This window comes from Sphingorhabdus sp. Alg231-15 (assembly GCF_900149705.1).
In the GTDB taxonomy this organism is placed as follows: domain Bacteria; phylum Pseudomonadota; class Alphaproteobacteria; order Sphingomonadales; family Sphingomonadaceae; genus Parasphingorhabdus.
Genome location: NZ_LT703001.1, coordinates 3234048 through 3256236 on the forward strand (window position 1 = coordinate 3234048; position 22189 = coordinate 3256236).

Here is a 22189-nt window from a genome sequence, read left to right on the forward strand (position 1 = left end):
TGCGGCCACCTTAGTGGCTTTTCTGAAATGACATCAAATACGATCAGGCTTTATAATAATAGTGAGAATCAAGTCGATCTAGCAATCCCACTACAGAGCTTTGATGATGTCGATTTTTGATCGGGCATTGAACCGAAATATGTTTAGCAAGTTGAGTGATTTGGCCATGCTCTTGAGATCCAAGGTGTATTCATCAGCCTAGATGGAAAAAGAGTGTGCTTCGGAGATTTTGTCTTCTAAGGAAGCCAAGTGAGATGATGAGTAGATTTTCTGTCCGTTGTTATTGCTTATGTTCTAACTCAGCTAGTTTTCTCCGCTATCTGGCCATGAAGCGATGAAGTTAATTGCATCTCCTGCACTTATATCCATTTCCCTATCCAAACACGCCTACCTCGGGTTGCCGAATACGGTATCGGTTTACTTATTTCACCGCCGGTCAATGTGCCGACAGTTAACGTCGTGATATGTCGTTGGCCATTGTCCAGCTCTATCATTATCAAATCTCCCGCCGTTGTCGTTGCGCATTGACGTGCAAAGGTTATGGTTGTTGATGATGTAGGCATAGTGAAATCGACAGCCGTTTCTTCAAATTTTGTTGAAGTCCGTATGCCAGTGCCGTCATGTGCCAATGTTCCTATTGGCGCTGGTGATATTGGGGTTGACGATAATAATGCTGGGTTGTTGGTAACTTTTAATAAATCAGCTTCAAGAGTTCCTGTTTCTCTACCTGTCCACCACAGCGCAGCAGAGCGAACAGTCACAGAATTTTTCGCAAAGACCCGCAAGACTATACGAATATAGTATTCACCGCTGTTACCAGTGTACATGAAGGCATCGAAGCCATCCTGGGCTTTGGTAAGATAGTAACTCCCGGCCGATGCTTCGGCTTTAGTCGAACCCGTGTAAGCCCAGATACTTGAGGTTCGAGGGAATTTGTTGAATGCGTGTTCGGCGACATTGGGATCGATCGTTGGGGCGGAGCCATCTGAAACTTTTGCAATCTCTAAACAGGGGCGACACCAGTTCCCGTCAGAGTCAACATTAGAACTGAAAACATCTCCCTTGTTGGCTTTAATCCAGGGGCTGCCCATAACATAGGAGTTGGCATCATGAAAATTGACTCCATCACCTTTGAATGTCGTTGCAGCGCCCATCCAACCTTTACCGGCGCAGCTTTGATTCATTCCGTCAGAAACTACGGACGTAGCGCTAAATTGGGCCACAAGGCGGCGATCCAGACCTTTATGCGCCTCGTGTATTACACGATTGTTGATTCCTTCATCAGCACCGATCCAAACTGCACGCCAGTCCTGATACCATGGTTGGATTGAACCATTACTATTGGTGTTAATGACAAGAATGTTTGCCGTATTTTCGCGAAGTTTGATGAAGCGTGTTGGAGGGGATTCGAATCGGCCGCGTATTTTGACATCCCAAATATGATGTAAGTCTATTTCAGCATTAGCGAGCTCGAAGAGACCTTCAATGGTCCAGCCATTGATTCGATAACTGCCGTCGCTTCGGTAAGATAGAAGCTTGACCAAGCGTTGAGAATATACATGAACGTGGTTGAACCAACCACCATTTCTGCTCATAATTTCAAGGGTGTATACCTCTGCATTTATCTTGCCGTAGCCACCACTTTCAGCGCCAACTTCATTTCCATCTGCGAAACAAAGCACCTTGCTAATGCGGCCCTGAAGGTCAAAATGCTTGATGCCTTGAAGCCTTACTAGTTCTTTTTTTGTGCGATCGGTAGCAAATCTATCGCTGGTGTCATAAGCGGAAATTTTTATAGAGGAATGTGTCGTTGCACTGGCGCTGCCGCCAACCACAAAATAAGCCACGGAATCTTTTGAGCGAACAAAATCCGCAGTACTATTGATCTGGCTGATTCCCCTCCAATCAATCGCTTTTTGACCCGAAAACTTTATAGTGCCCCGGCCGCAGCTAATTCCGCAAAGATTGAGGCGCGCAGCTTGCCCCGCTGTAGCTAGCTTGGACGTTTCATCGACAACACCTGTTTTATCGATATCTAACCCCTCGAGAGGAATCGCTCCGTTTATCGGGAGAAGGTATAGTTTCGCACCTCCAGCAGTTGTTAAATGATGGTCAGATGCAACCGGTGAAGCGACCTTATATCGATATCCGCCGGCGTACACTATCAGGCCTTCGGTAAAAATTCCTGAACGATCATTTCGCATGTTAGAAACATTTTCGAATTTTATAATTCTATCGAAAACTGATTGGGCATCTTGGCCGTAAGTTGTTGAGAAAGTGCTGACTCTTTGGCGGACCAAAGCTCCAATATCCAAGTCTGTGTTATTAAGTTTGATGATGTTGATATCGTCTGCAGTGTAGGGTGCATCTGCAGTCTCATATGTAAACTTACCATCAATCGATGTGCCCGTTATTAGATCAAACGATAGCTCCTTAGCGTCAGCGGACTTGATTGCGGTCAACGAAGAGAATTGGTTTTGAGGTAAGGCTGACGGTTCATTTGATTTTCGCACTTGCAGCGAGTTTGCGGTTATATTTGGATTTTGCGAAAATGCAGTGAAAGAGACTGATGAGAGGATAGTCTTCAAGAATCCTCGCCGGTGTTCTTTGTTGCTAGTCATTGAGCACAATATGATCATTTTTTTTGTTATTGCGAGTCAAACAGCCAAGCTACTGACATCAAATTGAACTGTATCGAAATGCCGATTAATCTTGTCAGGAAAAATTGCAGACGCTACTGCGTCATTTTCTCAAGTGCAGCAATAATGAATGGTATGCGGCGGTTAAATATGTTCTCAGTCGATTACATTTCCAGATTAGGGCTGATCTCGTTAATGCGTTGCCAACTAAAGCAGCCTCACAATCGATCGGTGCAAAGCGATTGCCCAAAAGCCGGTTAAACTGTTGCTTTCTCTGATAGTAGTTGATTTATGAAACTCTCCAAAAATTCGCTGAACGCAATTCGAAATAGATTTCAGGACCCTGTCACCTGTTTTTATGCCTTTGCTGCTTTCTTTGTGATTTTGTTCTTTACGGGCGGTGGCTCACGCGATGATATTCAATCTTTGATTGTACTTCGCCCGCTCTCAGCATTATTCTGCGCTTATGCAGTAACCGTGAAAGCGACCGAGCAATGGAATGGCAGGGTGTTTCCACTTTATGCTGTCGGCGCTTTCATCATACTTATGGTTCTTCAACTTATTCCCCTTCCACCTTCCATCTGGACATCATTGCCAGGACGGCAAATTTTTGCTGACATTGCAATCATTGCGGGGATCGATCAACCATGGCGGCCGCTCTCATTGTCGCCATCCAAGACACTAAACACTCTGTTTTCGCTCACGGTACCGATGGCGGCTGTAATGCTGTATCTGAATCTTAATCAAGAATATAGAAATCGGGCGATCACTGTAATCATGGTTCTTTGTGTAGTCAGTGCGTTTTGGTCTGTGCTACAATTGGCTGGTCCATCGCGCAGTCCTCTGTATCTTTATCAAATTACCAACTTCGGAAACGGAGTTGGTCTTTTTGCCAACAGAAACCACCAGGCCGTTATGCTGACATCCACTATTGTAATGCTTGGGTGGTATGCTGCATCACAGAGACCTAGAGCCAAATTGGCATCCTTAAAATTCTACGCAAGTGTTGCAGCAATATTTGTTTTGATCCCCCTAATTTTTGTTACAGGGTCGCGAGCTGGGTTGTTGTTGATGGTGCCGGGCGTCGCATTTGCGTTATTTTTTATCTACGTTGGGCCATATGCCGCGGAAAATCTTTCTCGAAAAATACGTTCTAATAAACAACAAGCTCTTCGTTTAGCACCACGTCAAGTTTTTTTGTCTCTAGGTGTCCTTACAGTTGCTGGCATTGCTGCCTTATCTGTTTTGTTGTCTCGCTCGCTAGCTTATGACAGGCTTTTTGGCGGCAATGGACTGAGTGAACAGCGTATTGAAGTTCTGCCGACATTATTCAAGATGATCCATGACTATATGCCATGGGGAAGCGGATTTGGTTCGTTCGAGCATGTTTATAAGATTTACGAGCCACTTGAATTATTGAGTCCTCGATACCTAAACCAAGCGCACAACGATTGGCTTCAATATGCTATCGAGGGCGGTATTGCCGCACTCTTGATTGCTGCTGTAGTTTTTATCTGGTTTTTGAAGCGATTGAAAGACTTGGCAGAAAACTGGAACCACTCGAAACACAGCAAATATCGTGCAATAATGTCTATTGCAGTATTGTTGATTTTTCTCGCTGCTAGTATTATCGACTATCCTCTTCGGGTACCTTCACTAATTGCTATATTCGTCGTTATGTCGTGCATTTTTAACGATAGCGTTCGTGCCGTTCAGCTCAGCGCAACAAAATAGTAACGATAGCGATGAGGAATGTATAATTCTGGCCAAATTGGTCTGCTGAACCGAGAGTGGTTTACGTGTGGATTCTCTTGGTCTAACGATGCTCTCTAAACACAGAATATGGATAGGTATGACGATTATAAACCGGCTCTCATTGCTTTTAATAATAGTGTTCTTGCCATCATGTGCTGGGCAAACCGTGCTAGGCGAAAGCCCTAACGTCACGCTCGCGTCCAGCGAAGGCTTGCCAGAGCCTACGCGGGTTGATTTGTTGAGTTCAAACCGTCCTTATCTGATTGGCCCCTTTGACAAGTTGAAGATTGACGTGTTCGGAATTGAGGACCTGAGTAAAGAAGTGCAGATTGATGCAAGTGGACGATTGTCTTTTCCTCTGATTGGTGTTGTAAAAGCGTCTGGTTTGACGCCGGAGGAGCTTGCGGCTGAGATCGAGAGTCGTTTGAAGGGGCGCTATGTTCGCGATCCGGAAGTTACGGTCAATCTAGAGGAGACCGTCAGCCAAGTTATTACCGTTGATGGACAAGTGGGCAAACCGGGCCTCTATCCTGTTATAGGTCGTATGACATTGATGCGTGCCGTGGCAACGGCAGGTGGCGCTGGAGAATTTGCGAAACTGAATGACGTAGTAATTTTTCGTACCGTTGATGGAGAACAGCTTGCTGGTCTCTACAATTTGAAGGCGATAAGGCGCGGAAACTATAACGATCCTGAAGTATTCGCCAATGATGTCATAGTTGTAGGTGACTCTCAAGCAAGACGCTTGTTCCGTGACGTGATTCAAGCATCACCGCTGCTAACAACACCTCTGATTATCTTATTCAGAAGATGATATTGTGCCCCAAAATTCAAAAACTAGATGGATAGTATGACCGACAAGAACGATCAGACAGCGATAGGCTACGACCCGTATGACGATATGGCTCATGAAACGCCGTTATTGTTAGAATATTGGCAATCAGTGTTGCGTCACAAAATAGCCATTGCAGCTATCCTTGCAGTCTGTCTTGCATTTGGAATTATAGTCACGTTGCTTATGACGCCTTACTATACATCCATATCGCGTATTGAAATCAGCCGTGAGCAGGACAAGGTGACGAATGTTGAGGGAGTGAATTCTTCAGATAACGCTTCGCAGAATATTGAGTTTTATCAGACACAGTACTCGTTGTTGGAAGCTCGCTCGCTTGCGGAACGCGTTGTCCGCGCTAGAAACCTTGCATCGAAAGACACGTTTTTCCAGACCTTTAATATCGATCCGAGCAATTCCGGCCTATTTTCCGAGAACAGTAGTACGCAATCCGCCGCTCAGCGGAATGAGCGGCTAAAACTCGCCGTAGAGCTTTTGCAGGAGCATATCAGTGTTTCGCCAATTCATGGCTCCAGTCTTGTCGACATAAGTTTCCAAAGTCCGAATCCGGCATTATCGGCAGAAATAGCGAATGCGTGGGTTGAGCAATTCATCGCATCAAATCTGGACCGGCGGTTTAGCTCGACGGCAGAAGCGAGAAAGTTCCTTGAGGAACAACTCGCGCAGTTAAAGCAAAGACTGGAGGATTCTGAGCGTAATCTTTCGGTATACGCAGATAATAAAGAGATCATAACACTGTCGTCACAACAAACCCCTGATGGCAAAACTGTATCACAGAAGACATTAGCATCAGCCAACCTTGAAGCACTCAATGAGGCCTTGGCGCAAGCTACAGCAGATCGTATTTTGGCGGAGAGCGAAGCAAGGCAACGGGCAGGGGATAAAAATGCGCTTGCCAATACCTCTCTTAACAATCTTCGCCAGGAGCGCGCAAAGGTACAGGCAGAATATGCAAAGCTTCTGGTCCAGTTCGAACCAGAATATCCTGCTGCTCAAGCGTTGGTTTCACAGATCTCAGCACTTGATCGCAGCATTGCTGCCGAAGAAGCCCGCTCTCGAGCCGGAACTTCGGCAAGATATGCGGAAGCCTTCGAAACGGAACGAAAATTACGCAAACAAGTCAATCAACTAAAGGGTCAGTTTAGCAGTGAACGTCGGGACTCGATTCAATATAATATCTTCCAGCGTGAAGTAGATACAAATCGGCAGCTTTATGATGGTTTGCTGCAGCGCTATAAAGAAATTGGTGTTGCGGGTGTAGGAACCAATAATATCTCAGTTGTTGACCTTGCAGAGCCTGGAGAAAAACCTTCAAGTCCAAAACTCTTGCTCAATATAATATTGGCGTTGCTTTCAGGCATCGGCCTTGCTGCGGCTTATGTGTTTGTAATGGAACAAATTGACCAGACAGTAAAAGATCCGTCTGATTTGAAGTCTAAACTGGGCATTGCTCCGCTTGGTTCCATTCCAAACTTCGACAAGGAAGACATTCTGGAAAGCCTAACCGATAAAAAATCGATGGTTTGGGAGGCATATCTTTCGCTTCGCACCAGTCTAGCATTTTTAACAGACCACGGTGTTCCTCGTTCCTTTCTCTTGACAAGCACCCGACCGAATGAAGGGAAGAGTACTTCTGCATTGGCTCTAGCAGCAGTTTTAGCGAGTACAGATAAACGCATCTTGTTGATAGATGGTGATATGCGTAACCCGTCCTTGCATCAAATGCTTGGAACGGAAAATAGCTTGGGGTTGAGTAATTATCTATCAGGGTCAGACGACCTGACAAAGCTCATTCACAAAGAGAGTAGTTATGGATTTGACGCAATGTCGGCAGGCCCAATACCACCCAATGCAGCGGAGTTACTCAGCAGCTCCCGGATGCAGGAGCTGTTGAGCAAACTGGCTGAGAATTACGATACTGTGATAGTCGATGCACCTCCGGTATTGGGGCTCGCGGATATTCCATTGTTGGCCGCTTCAGTTGAAGGAGTGATCTACACAATCGAGGCCGGTGGCGTCAGAATTCGAGGTATACAATCGGCTATTGAACGTGTTCGCAGTTCGCATGCTCATATATTCGGTGGCATTTTGACTAAGATTCCCCAACAGCATTCGGGTTATGGCTATGGCTATGCCTATCAGTACAGCTACGGAGATAAGGATAAGGCAACGGCTGATTTATGAGATGAGAGTTAAATATATACGATGATTAAGAATATTCTGATATGGACTTTAGCTGTTACCGTTGCGGTTGTTTCAGCTACCTCTGCGTTAGGTGCGATTGCGAAAAACAAGAGACCAGAATTTGCTCTTTCTCTTCAACCTACCAATGGTTTTGCTGCCGGAAAAGCAGCCTCGAAACTGACCAAAACCGAAATTTCTAAGCTGCAGGGAGTGTTCCCCGACCGTTTAGACCCTGAATGGGCTGCTTTGGCGAGCCAGGCGTTTCGACAGGAGCCAACTGCTTCGGACGCTATAGCAGTGATGGCACTGGCCAGAACTGGAAGTGTTCGGCAGCGACTGATGGCGAAAGCATTTGACCTATCGCGTCGTCAATCTCTCGTAACAGGTTGGATGGTAACAGATAGCGGTGATAAAAATGATATACCTTCATTTTTATCCTATTATGATGTGAGCTTACGGACTAGTCCGTCGGCTGCAGCGATCATCATCCCTACAATGGCTGGTGCGTTGGCGGATGATAACTTCATTGAACCTTTCGCGACAATGTTGTTAAAAAACCCTCCTTGGGCTGGTGACTTTTGGGCTCAAGTAGTTAGGCGGCCTGAGGTTATCATCAATGCTGCGAAACTACGGCAAATTCTTTATCAACCGGTTGAACCATTCGGTGTGTATCGAGACAGTGCAATGATCGATGAGCTCCTCAAAAATCGGCACTTTAAGACGGCGGAGCGCTTGCACGCCCTAGTATCTGACACGAAAAACCGTGAAACTATAATCCGTAACAGCGATTTCAGTAAACAATCCAAATACCCCCCAATTGACTGGCGGCTTTATTCGACTGGCGAATATGGTGCCTCTATTGAACAGGATAGCCTGGCCGTCAGCGCTATTCGTAACTCTGGCGGATTGCTTGCGCGACAGCTGGTGAAATTGCCCAACAACATATTGGACCTTAAAGCGGAATTTGACCGAGAAATTCCTCGGGAATCCACGATATTCATCGGGTTATCCTGTGCTGAGATCGTCGACAACAGGCCAGAGGCGATTAGAATACCGGTTGAAAAGAAATCCACGCAATTCAAAATTAGTAATGAGAACAGCCAGTGTGAATATTATTGGTTAGATTTTACTGCAAGAGCTGCGGATAGCGGTGATGGACTTGACATTCGAATGGAATCGATCTCCTTGTCTGTGATAAACAATTAGTGATATTGTCGATTTGATTTGGTCTGAGCTTAGCTTGGCTTTTCATAGAAATTGAAAGTAACTAACGCGTATTCTAAGCCACCATCAAATCGGAACACAGCCAAGCCGATTCATTCGACAGAGCAGTTAAAATCATAGGAAAAAGGTAATTTGAGACAATGCTTTGGGAAAAAAGTATAGACTTTAAAGATCCAAAACCTGCATTTGATGCACTTGTTGAGGCGTGGCGAAATGACGACAATAAAGTCTTTGTTTTACGTGGTGCAGCAGAAGCCGGAGATGTTCAACAATTCTACACCGAAAGTTTCAGTTTTCTAGGCACGCCTATTCCGCTCGCAGAAGATGTGAGGAAAGGAGGCAGGGCAGATCAGCGCACAGGCCAAATCTGGACCGAAGTTCGGTTCGATCCAGACCTTCCAGACGCTTACAGGCATTCATGTGAAGCTCAGCCTTTGCATACAGACGGATCGTATATACCTGACTTTCCCAATGCGACGTTGATGGTATGTGTCGCGAATGCTGCGGAGGGAGGGGAAACAACATTTATCGACAGCGAAGAACTGATCGATTGCTTGTCGGTAGAGCGGCTAGATTTGCTAACTAAACTGGAACAATTATCTGTACCTCATTCACGATCTGGTGACAGCAGAGTGGAAAAAATCATAAACCGCGATCAGCCGAATACATTGTTGAATTTTAACTACTACTGCGTGGACAAGAACACCGGCGAAGAGGAAAAAAGTCTTGCGAATGATTTTTTTGATTTTCTTCAGAATTCAGTAGCATTGCGTAAACGGATTATCCCGGTGAAGTTGAATCCAGGAGACGCAGTGACTTGGAAGGATCGCGCTGTGCTTCATGGCCGAAACGGATTTAAGGCAACGAAGGAATCAGAGCGCTTTCTTTGGAAATGTGCTATAGACGTTGGAAACTTTGTTTGAATTTCGTGGAAAAAGAGCCTTCTAAATTGATACTTGGTTCTATGCGACTGTTAGAATCTGACTGGACATTGAAGCAGTGGGTTGAGTTCTTTGTTAAGATTCATGGCTTGGGAATAGAAAAAATCCATAGCTCTATGGAATACGAAAGTTTCGATCTGTTTCGCGCCATAATACAAATGTTGAATGACGAGCGGCCGGATGTTTGCTTTGACCATATAGTAAAGATTGGTAACCCGCATTTTGATGAAGCTAGTTTCCAGTATGAAAAGCTCCTATCTTCAATTCAATCTTACTGTACAGCGTTGAACACGGACAAAATCGGAGACCTGCAATGGATGTGGCGCTCAAATCTTAATGATGATGAAAAGCGAATTAGTCTATTCCAAAAGGAAACAGATGCAATTGCCAAGGCCGCAGAAACCTTGAAGCGAGAGGGTCTGATAGATAGGGTTTTATGCTTTCCTTACTCGCCAGCTTTTGCGTTCGCTGCAGTTGAAGCTGATGGAATAGATGGTCTAGCAGTTTATAGAAACATTAATGAGCCAGAATATGAGCCAGCGCTTGCTCGGTGTGGCGAGCTCGGCAAAGATGCAATTATCATTCGTCCTTTTGCTGCTGGATCATTAGTTAATGGCGAAAAAGGAAGCCCGAAATCGTTGTTCGACGAGAGTTTGGATATGCCGGCGATTGAAGCTGCCATTGTCTCTTCATCAAACCTCGATCATATTGCAGAACTGGTGCACTAGATGATTAGAAGATATAGAGATTTAGCCTTTATTGTCGTAGCTTCACCACTATTATTACCGATCCTCGGTATAGCAATATTGTTCGTTTTCTTCGGGATTGGACGTCCTGTATTTTACCGTCAGATGCGTGGGGGCCTCAATTGCTCAACATTTGAAGTGATTAAACTTCGGTCGATGACTAACGCACGTGACGTAGACGGAAAGCTTCTTCCTGATGCTAAGAGATTAACGAAACTAGGAAAATTTCTGAGAAGTTCGAGTATCGATGAGTTACCGTGCTTGTGGAATGTTATAAGAGGCGAAATGTCGTTAGTAGGACCAAGGCCGTTTATTGCGAGCTATCTTCCACTATATTCTGATGAACAACTGCGGCGGCACAATGTACTTCCCGGCATCACTGGTTGGGCACAGGTCAATGGACGCAATGCCATATCATGGGAAGAAAAATTTAGCCTTGATATTTGGTACGTCGACAATTGCTCTCATTGGTTGGACATCAAGATTTTAGTTATGACTATTCAAAAAGTCATCTCTCGTGAGGGCGTTAGAGGAGACAATGGAGTGACGATGTCGGAATTCACTGGAACACCATCATGACATCAAAAAAAATCATTGCGGTCTATGGCAAGAGTGGGTTTGGTAGAGAGGTGATGCCATTGGTTTCGACCACAATTGCTGAATTGAATAGTTCAGTTGTACTTTTTGTGGACGATTCAAAATCGGAAGAGGTTGTTAATGGCTACCCAGTTTGGAGTTATGCCGATCTAATCTCAAAAACTGATACAGAAAAATATGTTGTTATAGCGATCGCCGACGCTGCTATTCGACGAAGTATTGCAAGAAAATGCGAAAAAGACAGCATAAAATTTCTATCGATCGTTGCTTCCAATCACATCAGAATGGACAGTTGTACTGTTGGCGAGGGAGCTATCTTTTCATCTCATACCGTACTGACAAGCAACATTCAGATCGGCAAGCATTTTCATTGCAACATCTATAGCTACGTGGCTCATGATTGTGTGATTGGCGATTATGTCACTTTTGCACCTGGCGTTAAGTGCAACGGCAACGTCCATATAGACGACAATGCTTATATTGGTACCGGCGCTATCTTAAAGCAGGGCACGTCAGAAAAACCTCTGCGTATCGGAAAGGGAGCGGTCGTTGGCATGGGAGCAGTTGTGACTAAAGATGTAGCGGACGGAGCCATTGTGATCGGTAATCCAGCTATTCCAATGGCGAATTGAACCATATTTGTTAGTTATTGAAAGCGGCTAACGTGATGCTTTCTCCAATGTGAGGCGGATGGCCTTACAATAACCTTGGAGCTGTCCATTAGTGATTGAAGGATGTGTTAAAAACATAACACTGGTCTCTCCAAGTTGTTGGGCTACCGGCAGTGATACTTTGGGACGCCAGTCCGTTCCTTCGAAGGCTTTTTCACGATAAACCTCGCTGCAACTACCCTGAAAAGCAGGATAACCTTGGTCAATGATATCGGCGACAATCCTGTCCCTATTCCAGCCGGTCTTTAGCCCCTCCCTCTTTATATAGCCATATTGTCTGTAGTAGGCATGCGTCATTCCGCTTGGTGGGCTTGGAACACGCAATGCGTTAGGAAAGTGATTCAGTGTATCTTGTATCGCATGCGCATTGCGCGTGCGTAATTGCGTCCACTCCGCGATCCTCCCCAGTTGGATGCGTCCAATAGCGGCTTGCACTTCCAGCATCCGCCAATTTGTACCGAAGCTATCGTGAAGCCAGCGAAAACCCGGTGGATGATCACGGTTGTAAACAGCATCCCAGCTTTTGCCATGGTCTTTGTAAGACCACATCGCTTCCCAGAGCTGCTTGTCATTGGTGGTGACGATGCCGCCCTCACCGCCAGTGGTCATTATCTTGTCCTGGCAAAAAGACCAAGCACCCACATGTCCTATTGAGCCTACCATTCGGCTATCGATTCTCGCCCCATGTGCTTGTGCACAATCCTCAATCACCTGAAGGTTGTGTTCACTCGCAAGCTTCATGATTCCATCCATATCACATGGCCATCCAGCTAAATGGACAGGAATGATTGCTCTGGTTTTATCGGTAATTACCGGTGCAATGGTGCTTGGATTAATGTTACCGCTATTAGCATCCACATCCGCAAAAACCGGACTGGCTCCGGCGTTAACCACACAAGAGATAGAGGCGATAAACGTTCGGGGAGTCACGATCACCTCATCACCGGGGCCGATATTGAGTGCTTTAAGAGCCAGATCGAGCGCAAGCGTTCCATTTGCAACGGCAACGGCACGACTTACTCCGATCCAATCGGCAAATTCGCGTTCGAATGCACGGCCTTCTGTTCCAGTCCAATAATTGACTTTGTTTGAAAGAATGAGATCGGAAATGGCTCGCGCTTCCTCATCCGAGTAGAACGGCCATGGAGCAAAATTGGAAATCATATTAAACGGGCATGCCTTGCATATTTCATGTGATCACTAAGCTGCTGAAAACAATAACTCTAACTCTATAGATATCAACTGATAAGGTTGGATAATATTCCGTCCCTCAACAAGTCTCAGAGGCAGCGTTTCTAGAGCATTGATTGAGCGTAATCATATGCTATGGGCATCCATCAATGCAATCGTTTTTCTTGATTACGATAGGGTTCTAACACGCTATTGAGCAGTAAGACCCAGTCCGAATACCAGTAAGTTCAAATTCATCGTAAGAGTGTCAGTGGTGATTAATTTAAAGTTTAACAGATCGATGTTCAACACCCACGAATTCGACACCGCTCTCGTCTCAGTCAAAAAGGACCTTCTGTGAAAATTTTGAGCGTTTTTGGCACGCGCCCTGAGGCGATAAAGATGGCGCCAGTTGTTAAAGCGTTGGCGGCTGATGAGCGTTTTGATTCCAAGGTGTGCGTCACCGGTCAACATGCTGAAATGCTTGATCAAGTAAATAATTTGTTCGATATACTCCCGGATACTGATCTGAAGATTATGAAAGCGGGACAGGGCTTAACCCACATCACTACTGCAGTTCTTGAAGGCTTAGAGAAGGTGCTGGGCGACTTTCGGCCTGAGTATGTTTTGGTTCATGGGGACACCACTACATCTATGGTAGCGGCGCTGGCAGCATTTTATGCTGGCATCCCAGTCGGCCATGTTGAGGCTGGTTTGCGTACCCATAATATGCTCTCACCTTGGCCGGAAGAGGCCAATCGGCAAATAACCGGGCGGCTCGCAAATCTTCATTTTACGCCTACGAATTTATCGCGCGAAAACTTGCTGCAGGAAAGTGTTTCGGAAGAAAACATCCACGTCACGGGCAATACGGTCATCGATGCTTTGTTCATGACAAGAGCACGACTTGAAAACGATGCCAGCCTGAACGCAAGAATTGCTGAACAATTTTCGTTTCTTGACTTGTCAAAACGACTGATATTGGTCACTGGCCACCGTCGGGAGAATCATGATGGAGGTATTGAGCGGGTGTGCGAAGCGTTGGCAACGCTTAGCCTGCGCAGTGACGTCCAAATTGTGTATCCGGTGCACCTGAATCCCAAAGTCAAAGAGGTCGCGGATAAAGTCCTTGTTGGAGTAGGTAATGTATTCCTAGTTGACCCTTTACCCTACTTGTCCTTTGTATGGATACTAAACGCTTGCCATCTAGTGGTGACAGATTCCGGCGGCTTGCAGGAAGAGGCACCGAGTTTTGGTAAACCCGTGCTTGTAACCCGCGACACCACAGAGCGCCCAGAAGCAATAAATGCCGGTACAGTCAGATTAGTTGGTACAGATACAAAAAGCCTAGTCTCCCACGTAACAGAATTGCTCGACAGTGCTGAAATTTATTCTGGAATGTCGATGGCCCATAATCCTTATGGTGATGGCAAGGCTGCGTCTCGTATCGTGGAAATTCTTGCCGGTATTCATCGTTCAGCTTCAGATTAACTCTAAAATGATTAGGATTTTATATGCGTCATATCTCGGTTCTTGGTCTTGGTTATGTCGGTCTTCCGACCGCTGCGGTATTTGCAGATTCGGGGCTTAGAGTTGTTGGCGTAGATATTGATAGAAAAACCATAGAAACAATTAGCAGCGGTCGTGCGCACATTGTTGAACCAGGTTTGGACGAACTGCTAAAAAAAGTTGTGGGAAATGGAAGTTTGCGCGCTTCAACCGCAGTTGAGGAAAGTGACGTATTCGTTATTGCTGTGCCAACGCCGTTTAAAGAAGGAAACGCGCCGGATCTAAAACATGTTAAAGCGGCTGCGAGTATGATCGCTCCTTTTCTCAAACGTGGCAACTTGATAATATTGGAATCGACGTCTCCAGTGGGGGCAACCGAACAGCTGGCCGCTTGGTTAAGTGAGGCTCGCTCGGACCTAAATGTTCCTAAAATTGATGGCTCTGAAGGTGACATTTACTTGGCATATTGCCCTGAGCGTGTCTTGCCTGGCAAAGTATTGAGGGAGGTTGTTGAAAACGATCGTGTAATCGGTGGAATAACGTCAAAAAGTAGTGAATTGGCAGTGCAATTTTATAACAACGCTGTAAAGGGGCAATGCCATGTCACCAATTCGCGCACAGCGGAATTATGCAAATTGTCAGAAAATTCTTTCCGGGATGTAAATATTGCCTTTGCAAATGAATTGTCCATCATTTCGGCCAAACTGGGCATCGATGTTTACGAACTTATCGCACTCACGAATCGCCATCCACGTGTCAATATTTTGCAACCGGGCACTGGCGTAGGCGGGCATTGCATTGCAGTGGACCCCTGGTTCATTGTCGACGGCGCTCCTAAAGAAGCGCGCATCATTCGTACAGCGCGAGAAGTCAATGATGATAAACCGAAATGGGTAATCGATCAAATTGCAGCTCTTGCCTTAGGATTTGATAATCCTACTGTTGCCTGCATGGGCCTTGCATATAAGCCAAATGTGGATGATCTCCGGGAAAGCCCGTCAATTGAAGTCGTTAAGGGATTGAGCGACCAGGATGTTGGCCAAATTCTAGTATGTGAACCATTTGTGAGCGAACTACCGGAAAGCCTTAAAAAGAGGGGACTAAAAAATCATGATGTTGAAAGTGCTGTTGCGAGTGCCGACATCATCGCCTTTCTAACTGCACATGACCAATTTCACGGCACTTTGCAACAGCTTCAACCGGGTAAGAAAATATTCGATGCCTGCGGTCTTTCTCGTTAAAAAGTTCCTGGTTCGATGCAAATTCTCTACTTCCATCAGCATTTTTCGACGCCTTCAGGATCTGCCGGAACGCGTTCTTATGAGATGGCGCGGCAATTGATTGAGGCTGGGCATCAAGTGACCATGGTTTGTGGATCCAATGTTAGCGGGAAAACTGGTTTAGAGATGCCGTTCATCAACGGTAAAAGAAGAGGAATTGCAAACGGAATTGATATAATTGAGTTTGATCTAACTTATGGAAATAGAGATGGTTTTATAAAGCGAAGTCTGACCTTCATAGCGTTTGCCTGGCAGAGCTCTTTGATTGCATTTCGGGAACCTACGGACATCGTTTTTGCAACAACAACACCGCTTACTGCAGGAATTCCAGGAATAATTGCAAAGTGGTTTCGAAAAAAGCCATTCGTGTTCGAAGTGCGTGATCTTTGGCCAGAGCTCCCTAAAGCTATGGGCGTCATCACTAATCCGTTTGTGTTGTATTCAATGCGGGTTCTGGAATGGGTTAGCTACAAATCGGCTGATCGGCTGGTTGGTCTGAGTCCCGGTATAGTGGATGGAATAGCGCAAGATGTCCATGAAAAGTCCCGTATCGCGCTTATTCCTAACGGATGCGACCTAAAAATGTTCAGTGACAAAAGCAAGTTTTGGCGCCCAAAACAGACATCGGCATCAGACTTTTTAGCGATTTTTGCAGGCACACATGGAAAAGCGAATGGCCTGGGTGCGGTAGTCGATGCGGCGGCTGTGCTAAAAGACCGTGGGGTGACTAACATAAAGCTTGTGCTGGTTGGTGATGGTGCCGAAAAGCCCTTTCTAGCTGAACGTGTGCAGTCTGAAGCATTGGAGCAGATTGTTATATTGCTTGATCAAGTACCCAAAACGCAATTGCCCGGACTAATGGCCTCTGCAGATGTAGGTTTACAAATCTTGGCAAATATTCCGGCATTTTACTACGGGACGTCTCCGAACAAATTTTTTGACTATTTGGCGGCCGGCCTTCCGGTGATTACTAACTACCCTGGATGGGTCGCGGATCTAGTGAAAGAATATGATTGTGGAGTGTCTGTGCCGCCTCAAGATCCAAATGCTTTTGCTGATGCGCTGATACAAATGCGAAATGATCGAGACTTGAGACAAAAAAGCCTGAATGCTAGAACTTTGGGAGAAACTAAGTTCGCACGAGACAAACTTGGAGAGAAATTCGTTAGGTTTATTGTTGAAGATTTTTAAATTTGATAAAAAATATTGTCCCTAACGTGCACTTTCCTTAACGACCATTCAGCAGGTGCCTGAATTACTTGTGATTGTTGTTGCACGACCTCTTAGTCCAGAGATTGATTCTGATCGAACGATCATGGCTGGTGTAATATTGCGGTATTGGTCACATAATACCATGATAGCGCTCATTGCGCGTCTTCACAGCTTATCATGTCAACAGGTTGTTCTCCAAAGCATTCTTGTAAGTAGAAATCACACCTTCTTCCAAAGATCGGGCATTTCTCCAACCGATTTCTCGCAGGCGCGTTGTATCTGCGAGTTTCCGCGGTGTCCCGTCCGGTTTTGATTTATCGAAGATCAGTTCTCCATCGAAGCCTACTATCTGACAGATCAGTGTTGCAAGATCGGCGATGCGGATTTCTTGCCCAGACCCAACATTGATGGGATCGTCAGCCGAATAACGTTTTGTCAAATGGATCACTGCATCAGCCAGATCATCGACGTGCAGAAACTCACGCAGAGGTTTGCCCGAACCCCAAACAATCATCTCCTTTGCATCGCTTAACTTGGCGTTGTGCGCTTTGCGCAAAAGCGCAGGAAGGACATGACTAGCCTTGAGGTCGTAATTATCTCCCGGGCCATAGAGATTGGTCGGTTGAGCAGAAATAAAGTCACTGCCATATTGTTTTCTATAGGCCTGGCAAAGCTTGATCCCAGCAATCTTGGCAATTGCATACCACTCATTCGTCGGCTCCAGTGGACCGGTGAGCAGATAATCTTCTTTTATGGGCTGATCGGCCAATTTTGGATAGATGCATGTTGATCCAAGGAATGCTAGTTTCTTTACTCCGACTTGATGTGCTGCATGGATGATGTTCGATTCGATCATCAGGTTTTCGTATAGAAACTGAGCGGGATAGTTGGTATTTGCCAGAATCCCGCCAACCTTCGCAGCGGCTAGGATCACGACATCCGGACGGTTACTGGTCATCCATTTTTCAACCGACGCTTGTTGGACTAGATCAAGTTCGCTGCGGTCGACCGTAAGAATACTTGCGTTTTCACTTGCTAGTCTGCGAGCGATGGCAGAGCCAACCATACCGCGATGGCCCGCAACGAAGACCCGCTTGCCGTCTAGATCGAAAAGAACTTCGTCGGTCATCAGCCTATCCCTTCGCGCGTTCTTCGTCGAGCCTGCGATATTTTGCTTCACGTTTCACCAATCCCAAGTCAGCTTCCATCATCTCACGGACAAGTTCAGGGAATGAAATGCTCGCTCTCCAGCCAAGTTTTTTTTGTGCTTTGGATGGATCACCGATTAAAAGATCAACTTCGGTCGGCCTGAAATACCGCGGATCAACTTCAACCAGAACACGCCCGGTTGCCTGATCTGTTCCCTTTTCATTAACCCCGCTACCAGACCAGCTAATTGTAATGCCGGCCTCAGAAAAGGCTCTTTCGACAAATTCCCGCACCGCATGTGTTTCTCCGGTGGCAAGAACATAGTCATCCGGTGTGTCCTGTTGTAACATTCTCCACATTCCGTCGACATAGTCACGCGCATGCCCCCAGTCTCTCTTGGAATCAAGATTGCCTAAATGCAGTGTATCTTGTAGCCCCAAACTGATCGCGGCGACTGCGCGGGTGATCTTACGGGTAACGAAAGTTTCGCCCCGGATGGGGCTTTCATGATTGAACAATATGCCATTTGATGCATGTAAACCATAAGCTTCACGATAGTTCACAATAATCCAATAAGCATAAAGCTTAGCGGCCGCATAGGGAGAGCGAGGGTAAAATGGGGTTGTTTCGCTTTGAGGAATCTCTTGAACTTTACCATAGAGCTCTGAAGTGGAAGCTTGATAGAAACGTGTTTTTTCACCAAGCCCTAACAGTCTTATTGCTTCTAGCAATCGAAGTGTTCCGAGAGCATCTGAATTTGCCGTATACTCGGCTGTTTCAAAACTAACTTGGACGTGCGATTGAGCGGCCAAGTTATAGATTTCGTCGGGCTGAGTTTCTTTAACAAGCCGGATCAGGTTGGTCGCATCTGTCATGTCTCCGTAGTGCAAAGTCATTCGCACATCGCTCTCGTGTGGATCCTGATAAAGATGGTCGATCCGGCCCGTATTAAAACTGGAGGACCGGCGCTTGACGCCGTGTACCTCATAGCCTTTGGAAAGAAGAAGTTCGGCCAGATACGCTCCGTCCTGACCTGTAATCCCGGTAATCAAAGCGGTTTTCGTCATCATGTATTCCTGCTTTTAGGCACTAAAGATAGTTGGTGGGGGTTGTGTCATTCCGTGATTTTCGCTGCTCGAGACGAGCAACGCATAGCGCATACGCGAAATGTTTAGAGAGTAAAAGTGACTTTGTTTCGAGGATTTCTCTTTTTGATGAAAATGGGATTCTCGGCTTTTTTAAACCCGCTGATGCCTCATCTGTGTCTGAGAATAAGTTTTAACGTATCACGCTTCATTGCAATGGTGGTTGCTGCCAACACGGCTATCAGCATTCCAACAATAGCCAGCCGCGCAGGTAAGTCTGCGGCGAGCAAAACCCTATTGTCGAGCACATAAATGACAGCGCCCAGGGAGACAACAAGAGTGGCCAATAGAAATTCCTTCACTAGATCCATCGGCAACAGTGACAACCGGATCAAGTAACGGACACGAATCACAAGATAAATCTCTCCAATAACAAGGCTTAGTCCTGTCCCTATCGGCACTAACCAAATGGAATCTAGAATAATCGCGGCGCAAGAGAAAGCGGCCGACCCGAAAGAAATAATCATCGCGCTTTCGAGGTTTGGTCGATTGTTCCCAACCCCGATACAGTAAAAATACGGCCCAACCGCACAAATGGAGATCGCCCAACCGATCCCTAGAGAAAGCGAAACCAGTACATAGAAGTCCACAGGACCATTCAGCAGGATTTCTCCGCTGAGTGGGAGAAAAGCAATAACAAACGCAAACGAAAGCGCTGCCATAGGTATAGAAACCAACAGCAAATTACTAAGCAGAATTGTAGGCTTAGCGATATCTCGATTTTCGCTGTTTCGGGAAAAAACCCCTCCGAGGAAAGCCATCGGTCGGATAAAAAGTTCCTTGGTAAAGCCGGTAATCCTGGCCGCGACCTCGTATTGCCCTACTATAACTAGAGATCCGGACATAGTAAGTGCAACCTTTGCTAGCGGTTCGAACAGGATTAGGATGATTGAGGACGTCTGAAAGCTAAGTGAAATTCCCAACATTTCCTTTAGTTGGTTTCGGCCAAACCAGCGTGGCAAAAAATGCAAACCTGGAAGAGTGCTCCAAACCATCGCGTGTGCGGAGACGGTGAGGATAATTTCAACCAGTAATCTTGCAACAATAACACCATATAGACCAAGCTCTACAATGCCGAAATAGGCGAGCGGGGGGAGTAACATATAAGATCCGGTACGCAAGAATTGCACCGGCGCAAAATGGTCCAGCCCGTTTAGCGCGTTGATTGGAACCTTGCCGACGCCGATCACAGCAGCAGTTAAAAACACGATAGGCAAGCATTGATGTAGTTTAGCAACTAAGTCTGCATTTGGCATCTGTGACTCGAGAAAAAGGTTGGCTGGCCAGTAAGTTAGGACAACAAAAGTAAGAGTCACGGCAATCGCGGTCCATAGGGCAGTACTATAGTAGTGGCTAAACCCTTTTCTTTGAGGACTATCGGGGCGTTGGGAAAAGAATACCATGCTGGTGCCAATACCAAATTCGGTCAATGACAATATGGTTAGACTACCGATCAATAAGGAATAAAGCCCCAATTCCTCGAGCCCCAAACGATCGCTGATGGACCAGAGTACAAAAAAAATTGATGCGCTTTGGGTGATCAGGGCGGCAAGCCCGGCAGGGACATTCAGCCCGGCCCACCGTCCCGGTTGTAGCGCCACGTCAATCGACGCCTTTTCGCAAGCATAAGATATCGCATTGATAGGGACGGAAAGGCGAGTCAAATACCGATGGTTCTAGATCTCTAACTTCGAACCCGCGTGAGTCCAAAAAACTCAGCATCTCAAAAAGGCGCGGTTCATCCTTGTACACTGGACGCAGAGATACTTCCAGAAACAGCATTTGAATCTGGTCCAAAATTTCTCCACTCCCTTCAAGAACCTGTTTCTCAAACCCTTGAGTATCAATCTTCAATAGGCATTTTTCAGGTACCAGATCCAACTCTTTAGCAACGTCATCTAGGCGCCGAATACTAACCTTCTCCTGAGAGATTGAGGTTATCGAGAACGAATCTTTCAACAACGGTTCAAATTCAAGTAGGCTGCTCGAAGCTCCATGATTGGAAGCTACATTCATAACAGGCTCGGTATTTTCTTCCCCTAAACCAAACTGGAACGCTTCATGTGAAGGGTCTTTCGTTGTTAGGCGGTGCAACGATTCGAAAGGTTCCAAGAGGGGCTCAAATGATAGTATCTTACCTCTCCAGCCGAGTGCGCGGACGCGAGACGCAAACTGACCGTGATTGGCTCCGACATCAATGACTGTATGAAGGTCCATCTTTATTGCGCGCTGGACGCAGCGGGTTTCTAAAGGTGGATGGCGCATTAATAGCGAATGAAACTTCGATTTGATGGCAGCGCGCTGCCCTGCACTTAAAATATACCGAAGCATTAATCGACAACCCTGTTGCGCACATACCAAGCATCAAACGCTGAATGCTCCTTCAGAACTCGGCTGTACCCCCATGGTTTGAGCAAGGCATCGAGAGCGTCGATCTTCTCTTGGATATAGTTATGCTCCACAGCAATAAGCTGAAATTTCGGTCCGGTTTCAAAGGGGTATGCTGATAAAATGTCGACTTCACTACCCTCGGTATCAACACTGAGGAAATCGATCTCGTCGGGCGCGTTATTCCGTTCTAGAAGGTCAATCAGCGATATTGTTTGGACCGAAATCGTGCGCATGATACTGCGACTGTGTCGGTCGGACTGTGCAGTGTCAGTCACTCCAGCAAGCTCCGCATTTTCGGCAATCTGGAAATGTAAAGTTTGACCGGTTTCCTTCCAAACACAATCCTCGACGATTGTAGAGCCGGGACGATTAGAACGCAAAGACTGATGCCAATCCGGATTGGGTTCGGCTAGAATTCCACTCCAACCATATTTCTTTTCAAGGAGATAGCTGTTACTCTTTTCCAAACCGTCGGTTGCACCAAATTCGACAAAAAAGCCGCCCTGTTTGCTATCGAGCTCTGAGAGGGCCCAGATGTCCTGAAAAAGCTGTGCTCGGCTATCGGGCCAATCTTTAGCCATCTGTGACAAGAATGGCGGCCGGAGTTCTTCATCACCCCGATTCTGCCAAACGCGAGCAGCGCGCGACAGAAGGAACATCGTCGCCCGATCCGCTATCGAACTCTTGATAGGTGCGGGCAAAAGATGTGTGCGCCCATATGCT

18 protein-coding genes are annotated in these 22189 nt (G+C 46.2%); 11 read left to right on the top strand and 7 right to left on the bottom strand.

The window, feature by feature from the left end; translation table 11 throughout:
• Positions 1-359: 359 nt before the first annotated feature.
• Positions 360-2588 (bottom strand): hypothetical protein, encoded by a 2229-nt coding sequence (locus DG177_RS15750; RefSeq protein WP_108812359.1) that lies wholly within the window; start codon positions 2586-2588, stop codon positions 360-362.
• 342 nt (positions 2589-2930) lie between these two features.
• On the opposite strand from DG177_RS15750, the gene DG177_RS15755 reads away from it, so the two are divergent.
• From DG177_RS15755 to DG177_RS15790, 8 genes are all read left to right on the top strand, one after another.
• On the top strand, positions 2931-4373 hold the full coding sequence (locus tag DG177_RS15755; RefSeq protein WP_108812360.1) for an O-antigen ligase family protein: 1443 nt from the start codon (positions 2931-2933) through the stop codon (positions 4371-4373).
• 118 nt (positions 4374-4491) lie between these two features.
• Positions 4492-5208: a polysaccharide biosynthesis/export family protein gene (locus DG177_RS15760; protein WP_337658937.1), complete on the top strand. Its 717-nt coding sequence runs from the start codon at positions 4492-4494 to the stop codon at positions 5206-5208.
• Positions 5209-5244: 36 nt separating this feature from the next.
• Entirely contained in the window at positions 5245-7431 is a 2187-nt protein-coding gene (locus DG177_RS15765; RefSeq protein ID WP_337658938.1) for a GumC family protein, read from the top strand.
• Between the two features lie 21 nt (positions 7432-7452).
• A complete protein-coding gene (locus DG177_RS15770) occupies positions 7453-8637 on the top strand; it encodes a hypothetical protein (RefSeq protein ID WP_108812361.1) in 1185 nt (394 codons plus the stop codon).
• 158 nt (positions 8638-8795) lie between these two features.
• Positions 8796-9578, top strand: coding sequence for a TauD/TfdA family dioxygenase (locus DG177_RS15775; protein ID WP_108812362.1), 783 nt, complete (start codon positions 8796-8798; stop codon positions 9576-9578).
• Positions 9575-10324 carry a hypothetical protein gene (locus tag DG177_RS15780; protein WP_337658939.1) on the top strand — a complete coding sequence of 250 codons (750 nt, stop codon included), beginning with the start codon at positions 9575-9577 and terminating at the stop codon, positions 10322-10324. The genes DG177_RS15775 and DG177_RS15780 overlap by 4 nt, the downstream gene beginning before the upstream one ends.
• Complete coding sequence (locus tag DG177_RS15785; protein WP_108812364.1) at positions 10325-10921, top strand: sugar transferase; 597 nt, start codon at positions 10325-10327, stop codon at positions 10919-10921.
• Positions 10918-11571, top strand: a complete 654-nt coding sequence (locus tag DG177_RS15790) for a NeuD/PglB/VioB family sugar acetyltransferase (RefSeq protein WP_108812365.1) — start codon at positions 10918-10920, stop codon at positions 11569-11571. Before DG177_RS15785 ends, DG177_RS15790 begins: the two co-directional genes overlap by 4 nt.
• A gap of 27 nt (positions 11572-11598) precedes the next feature.
• On the opposite strand, the gene DG177_RS15795 is transcribed toward DG177_RS15790, so the two are convergent.
• Positions 11599-12774, bottom strand: coding sequence for a DegT/DnrJ/EryC1/StrS family aminotransferase (locus DG177_RS15795; RefSeq protein ID WP_108812366.1), 1176 nt, complete (start codon positions 12772-12774; stop codon positions 11599-11601).
• A gap of 363 nt (positions 12775-13137) precedes the next feature.
• Here DG177_RS15795 and wecB point away from each other — a divergent pair, with 363 nt between their 5' ends.
• Genes wecB through DG177_RS15810 form a run of 3 tightly spaced genes read left to right on the top strand, consistent with a single transcriptional unit; the run spans position 13138 to position 16760 of the window.
• Positions 13138-14271, top strand: a complete 1134-nt coding sequence (gene wecB / locus DG177_RS15800; RefSeq protein WP_108812367.1) for a non-hydrolyzing UDP-N-acetylglucosamine 2-epimerase — start codon at positions 13138-13140, stop codon at positions 14269-14271.
• Between the two features lie 23 nt (positions 14272-14294).
• Entirely contained in the window at positions 14295-15530 is a 1236-nt protein-coding gene (gene wecC / locus DG177_RS15805; protein ID WP_108812368.1) for a UDP-N-acetyl-D-mannosamine dehydrogenase, read from the top strand.
• A gap of 15 nt (positions 15531-15545) precedes the next feature.
• On the top strand, positions 15546-16760 hold the full coding sequence (locus tag DG177_RS15810) for a glycosyltransferase (protein WP_108812369.1): 1215 nt from the start codon (positions 15546-15548) through the stop codon (positions 16758-16760).
• A gap of 196 nt (positions 16761-16956) precedes the next feature.
• On the opposite strand, the gene fcl is transcribed toward DG177_RS15810, so the two are convergent.
• The 5 genes from fcl to DG177_RS15835 form a co-directional block, all read right to left on the bottom strand.
• The gene (fcl, locus tag DG177_RS15815) at positions 16957-17910 is read right to left on the bottom strand and encodes a GDP-L-fucose synthase (protein ID WP_108812370.1); all 954 of its coding nucleotides are present in this window, start codon (positions 17908-17910) and stop codon (positions 16957-16959) included.
• 4 nt (positions 17911-17914) lie between these two features.
• Positions 17915-19000 carry a GDP-mannose 4,6-dehydratase gene (gene gmd / locus DG177_RS15820; protein WP_337658940.1) on the bottom strand — a complete coding sequence of 362 codons (1086 nt, stop codon included), beginning with the start codon at positions 18998-19000 and terminating at the stop codon, positions 17915-17917.
• A 185-nt stretch (positions 19001-19185) separates the two neighbouring features.
• Complete coding sequence (locus DG177_RS15825; RefSeq protein ID WP_108812372.1) at positions 19186-20676, bottom strand: hypothetical protein; 1491 nt, start codon at positions 20674-20676, stop codon at positions 19186-19188.
• Position 20677: 1 nt separating this feature from the next.
• Positions 20678-21406: an FkbM family methyltransferase gene (locus DG177_RS15830; RefSeq protein WP_108812373.1), complete on the bottom strand. Its 729-nt coding sequence runs from the start codon at positions 21404-21406 to the stop codon at positions 20678-20680.
• Positions 21406-22167 (bottom strand): FkbM family methyltransferase, encoded by a 762-nt coding sequence (locus DG177_RS15835; RefSeq protein WP_337658941.1) that lies wholly within the window; start codon positions 22165-22167, stop codon positions 21406-21408. Before DG177_RS15835 ends, DG177_RS15830 begins: the two co-directional genes overlap by 1 nt.
• Positions 22168-22189 lie beyond the last annotated feature (22 nt).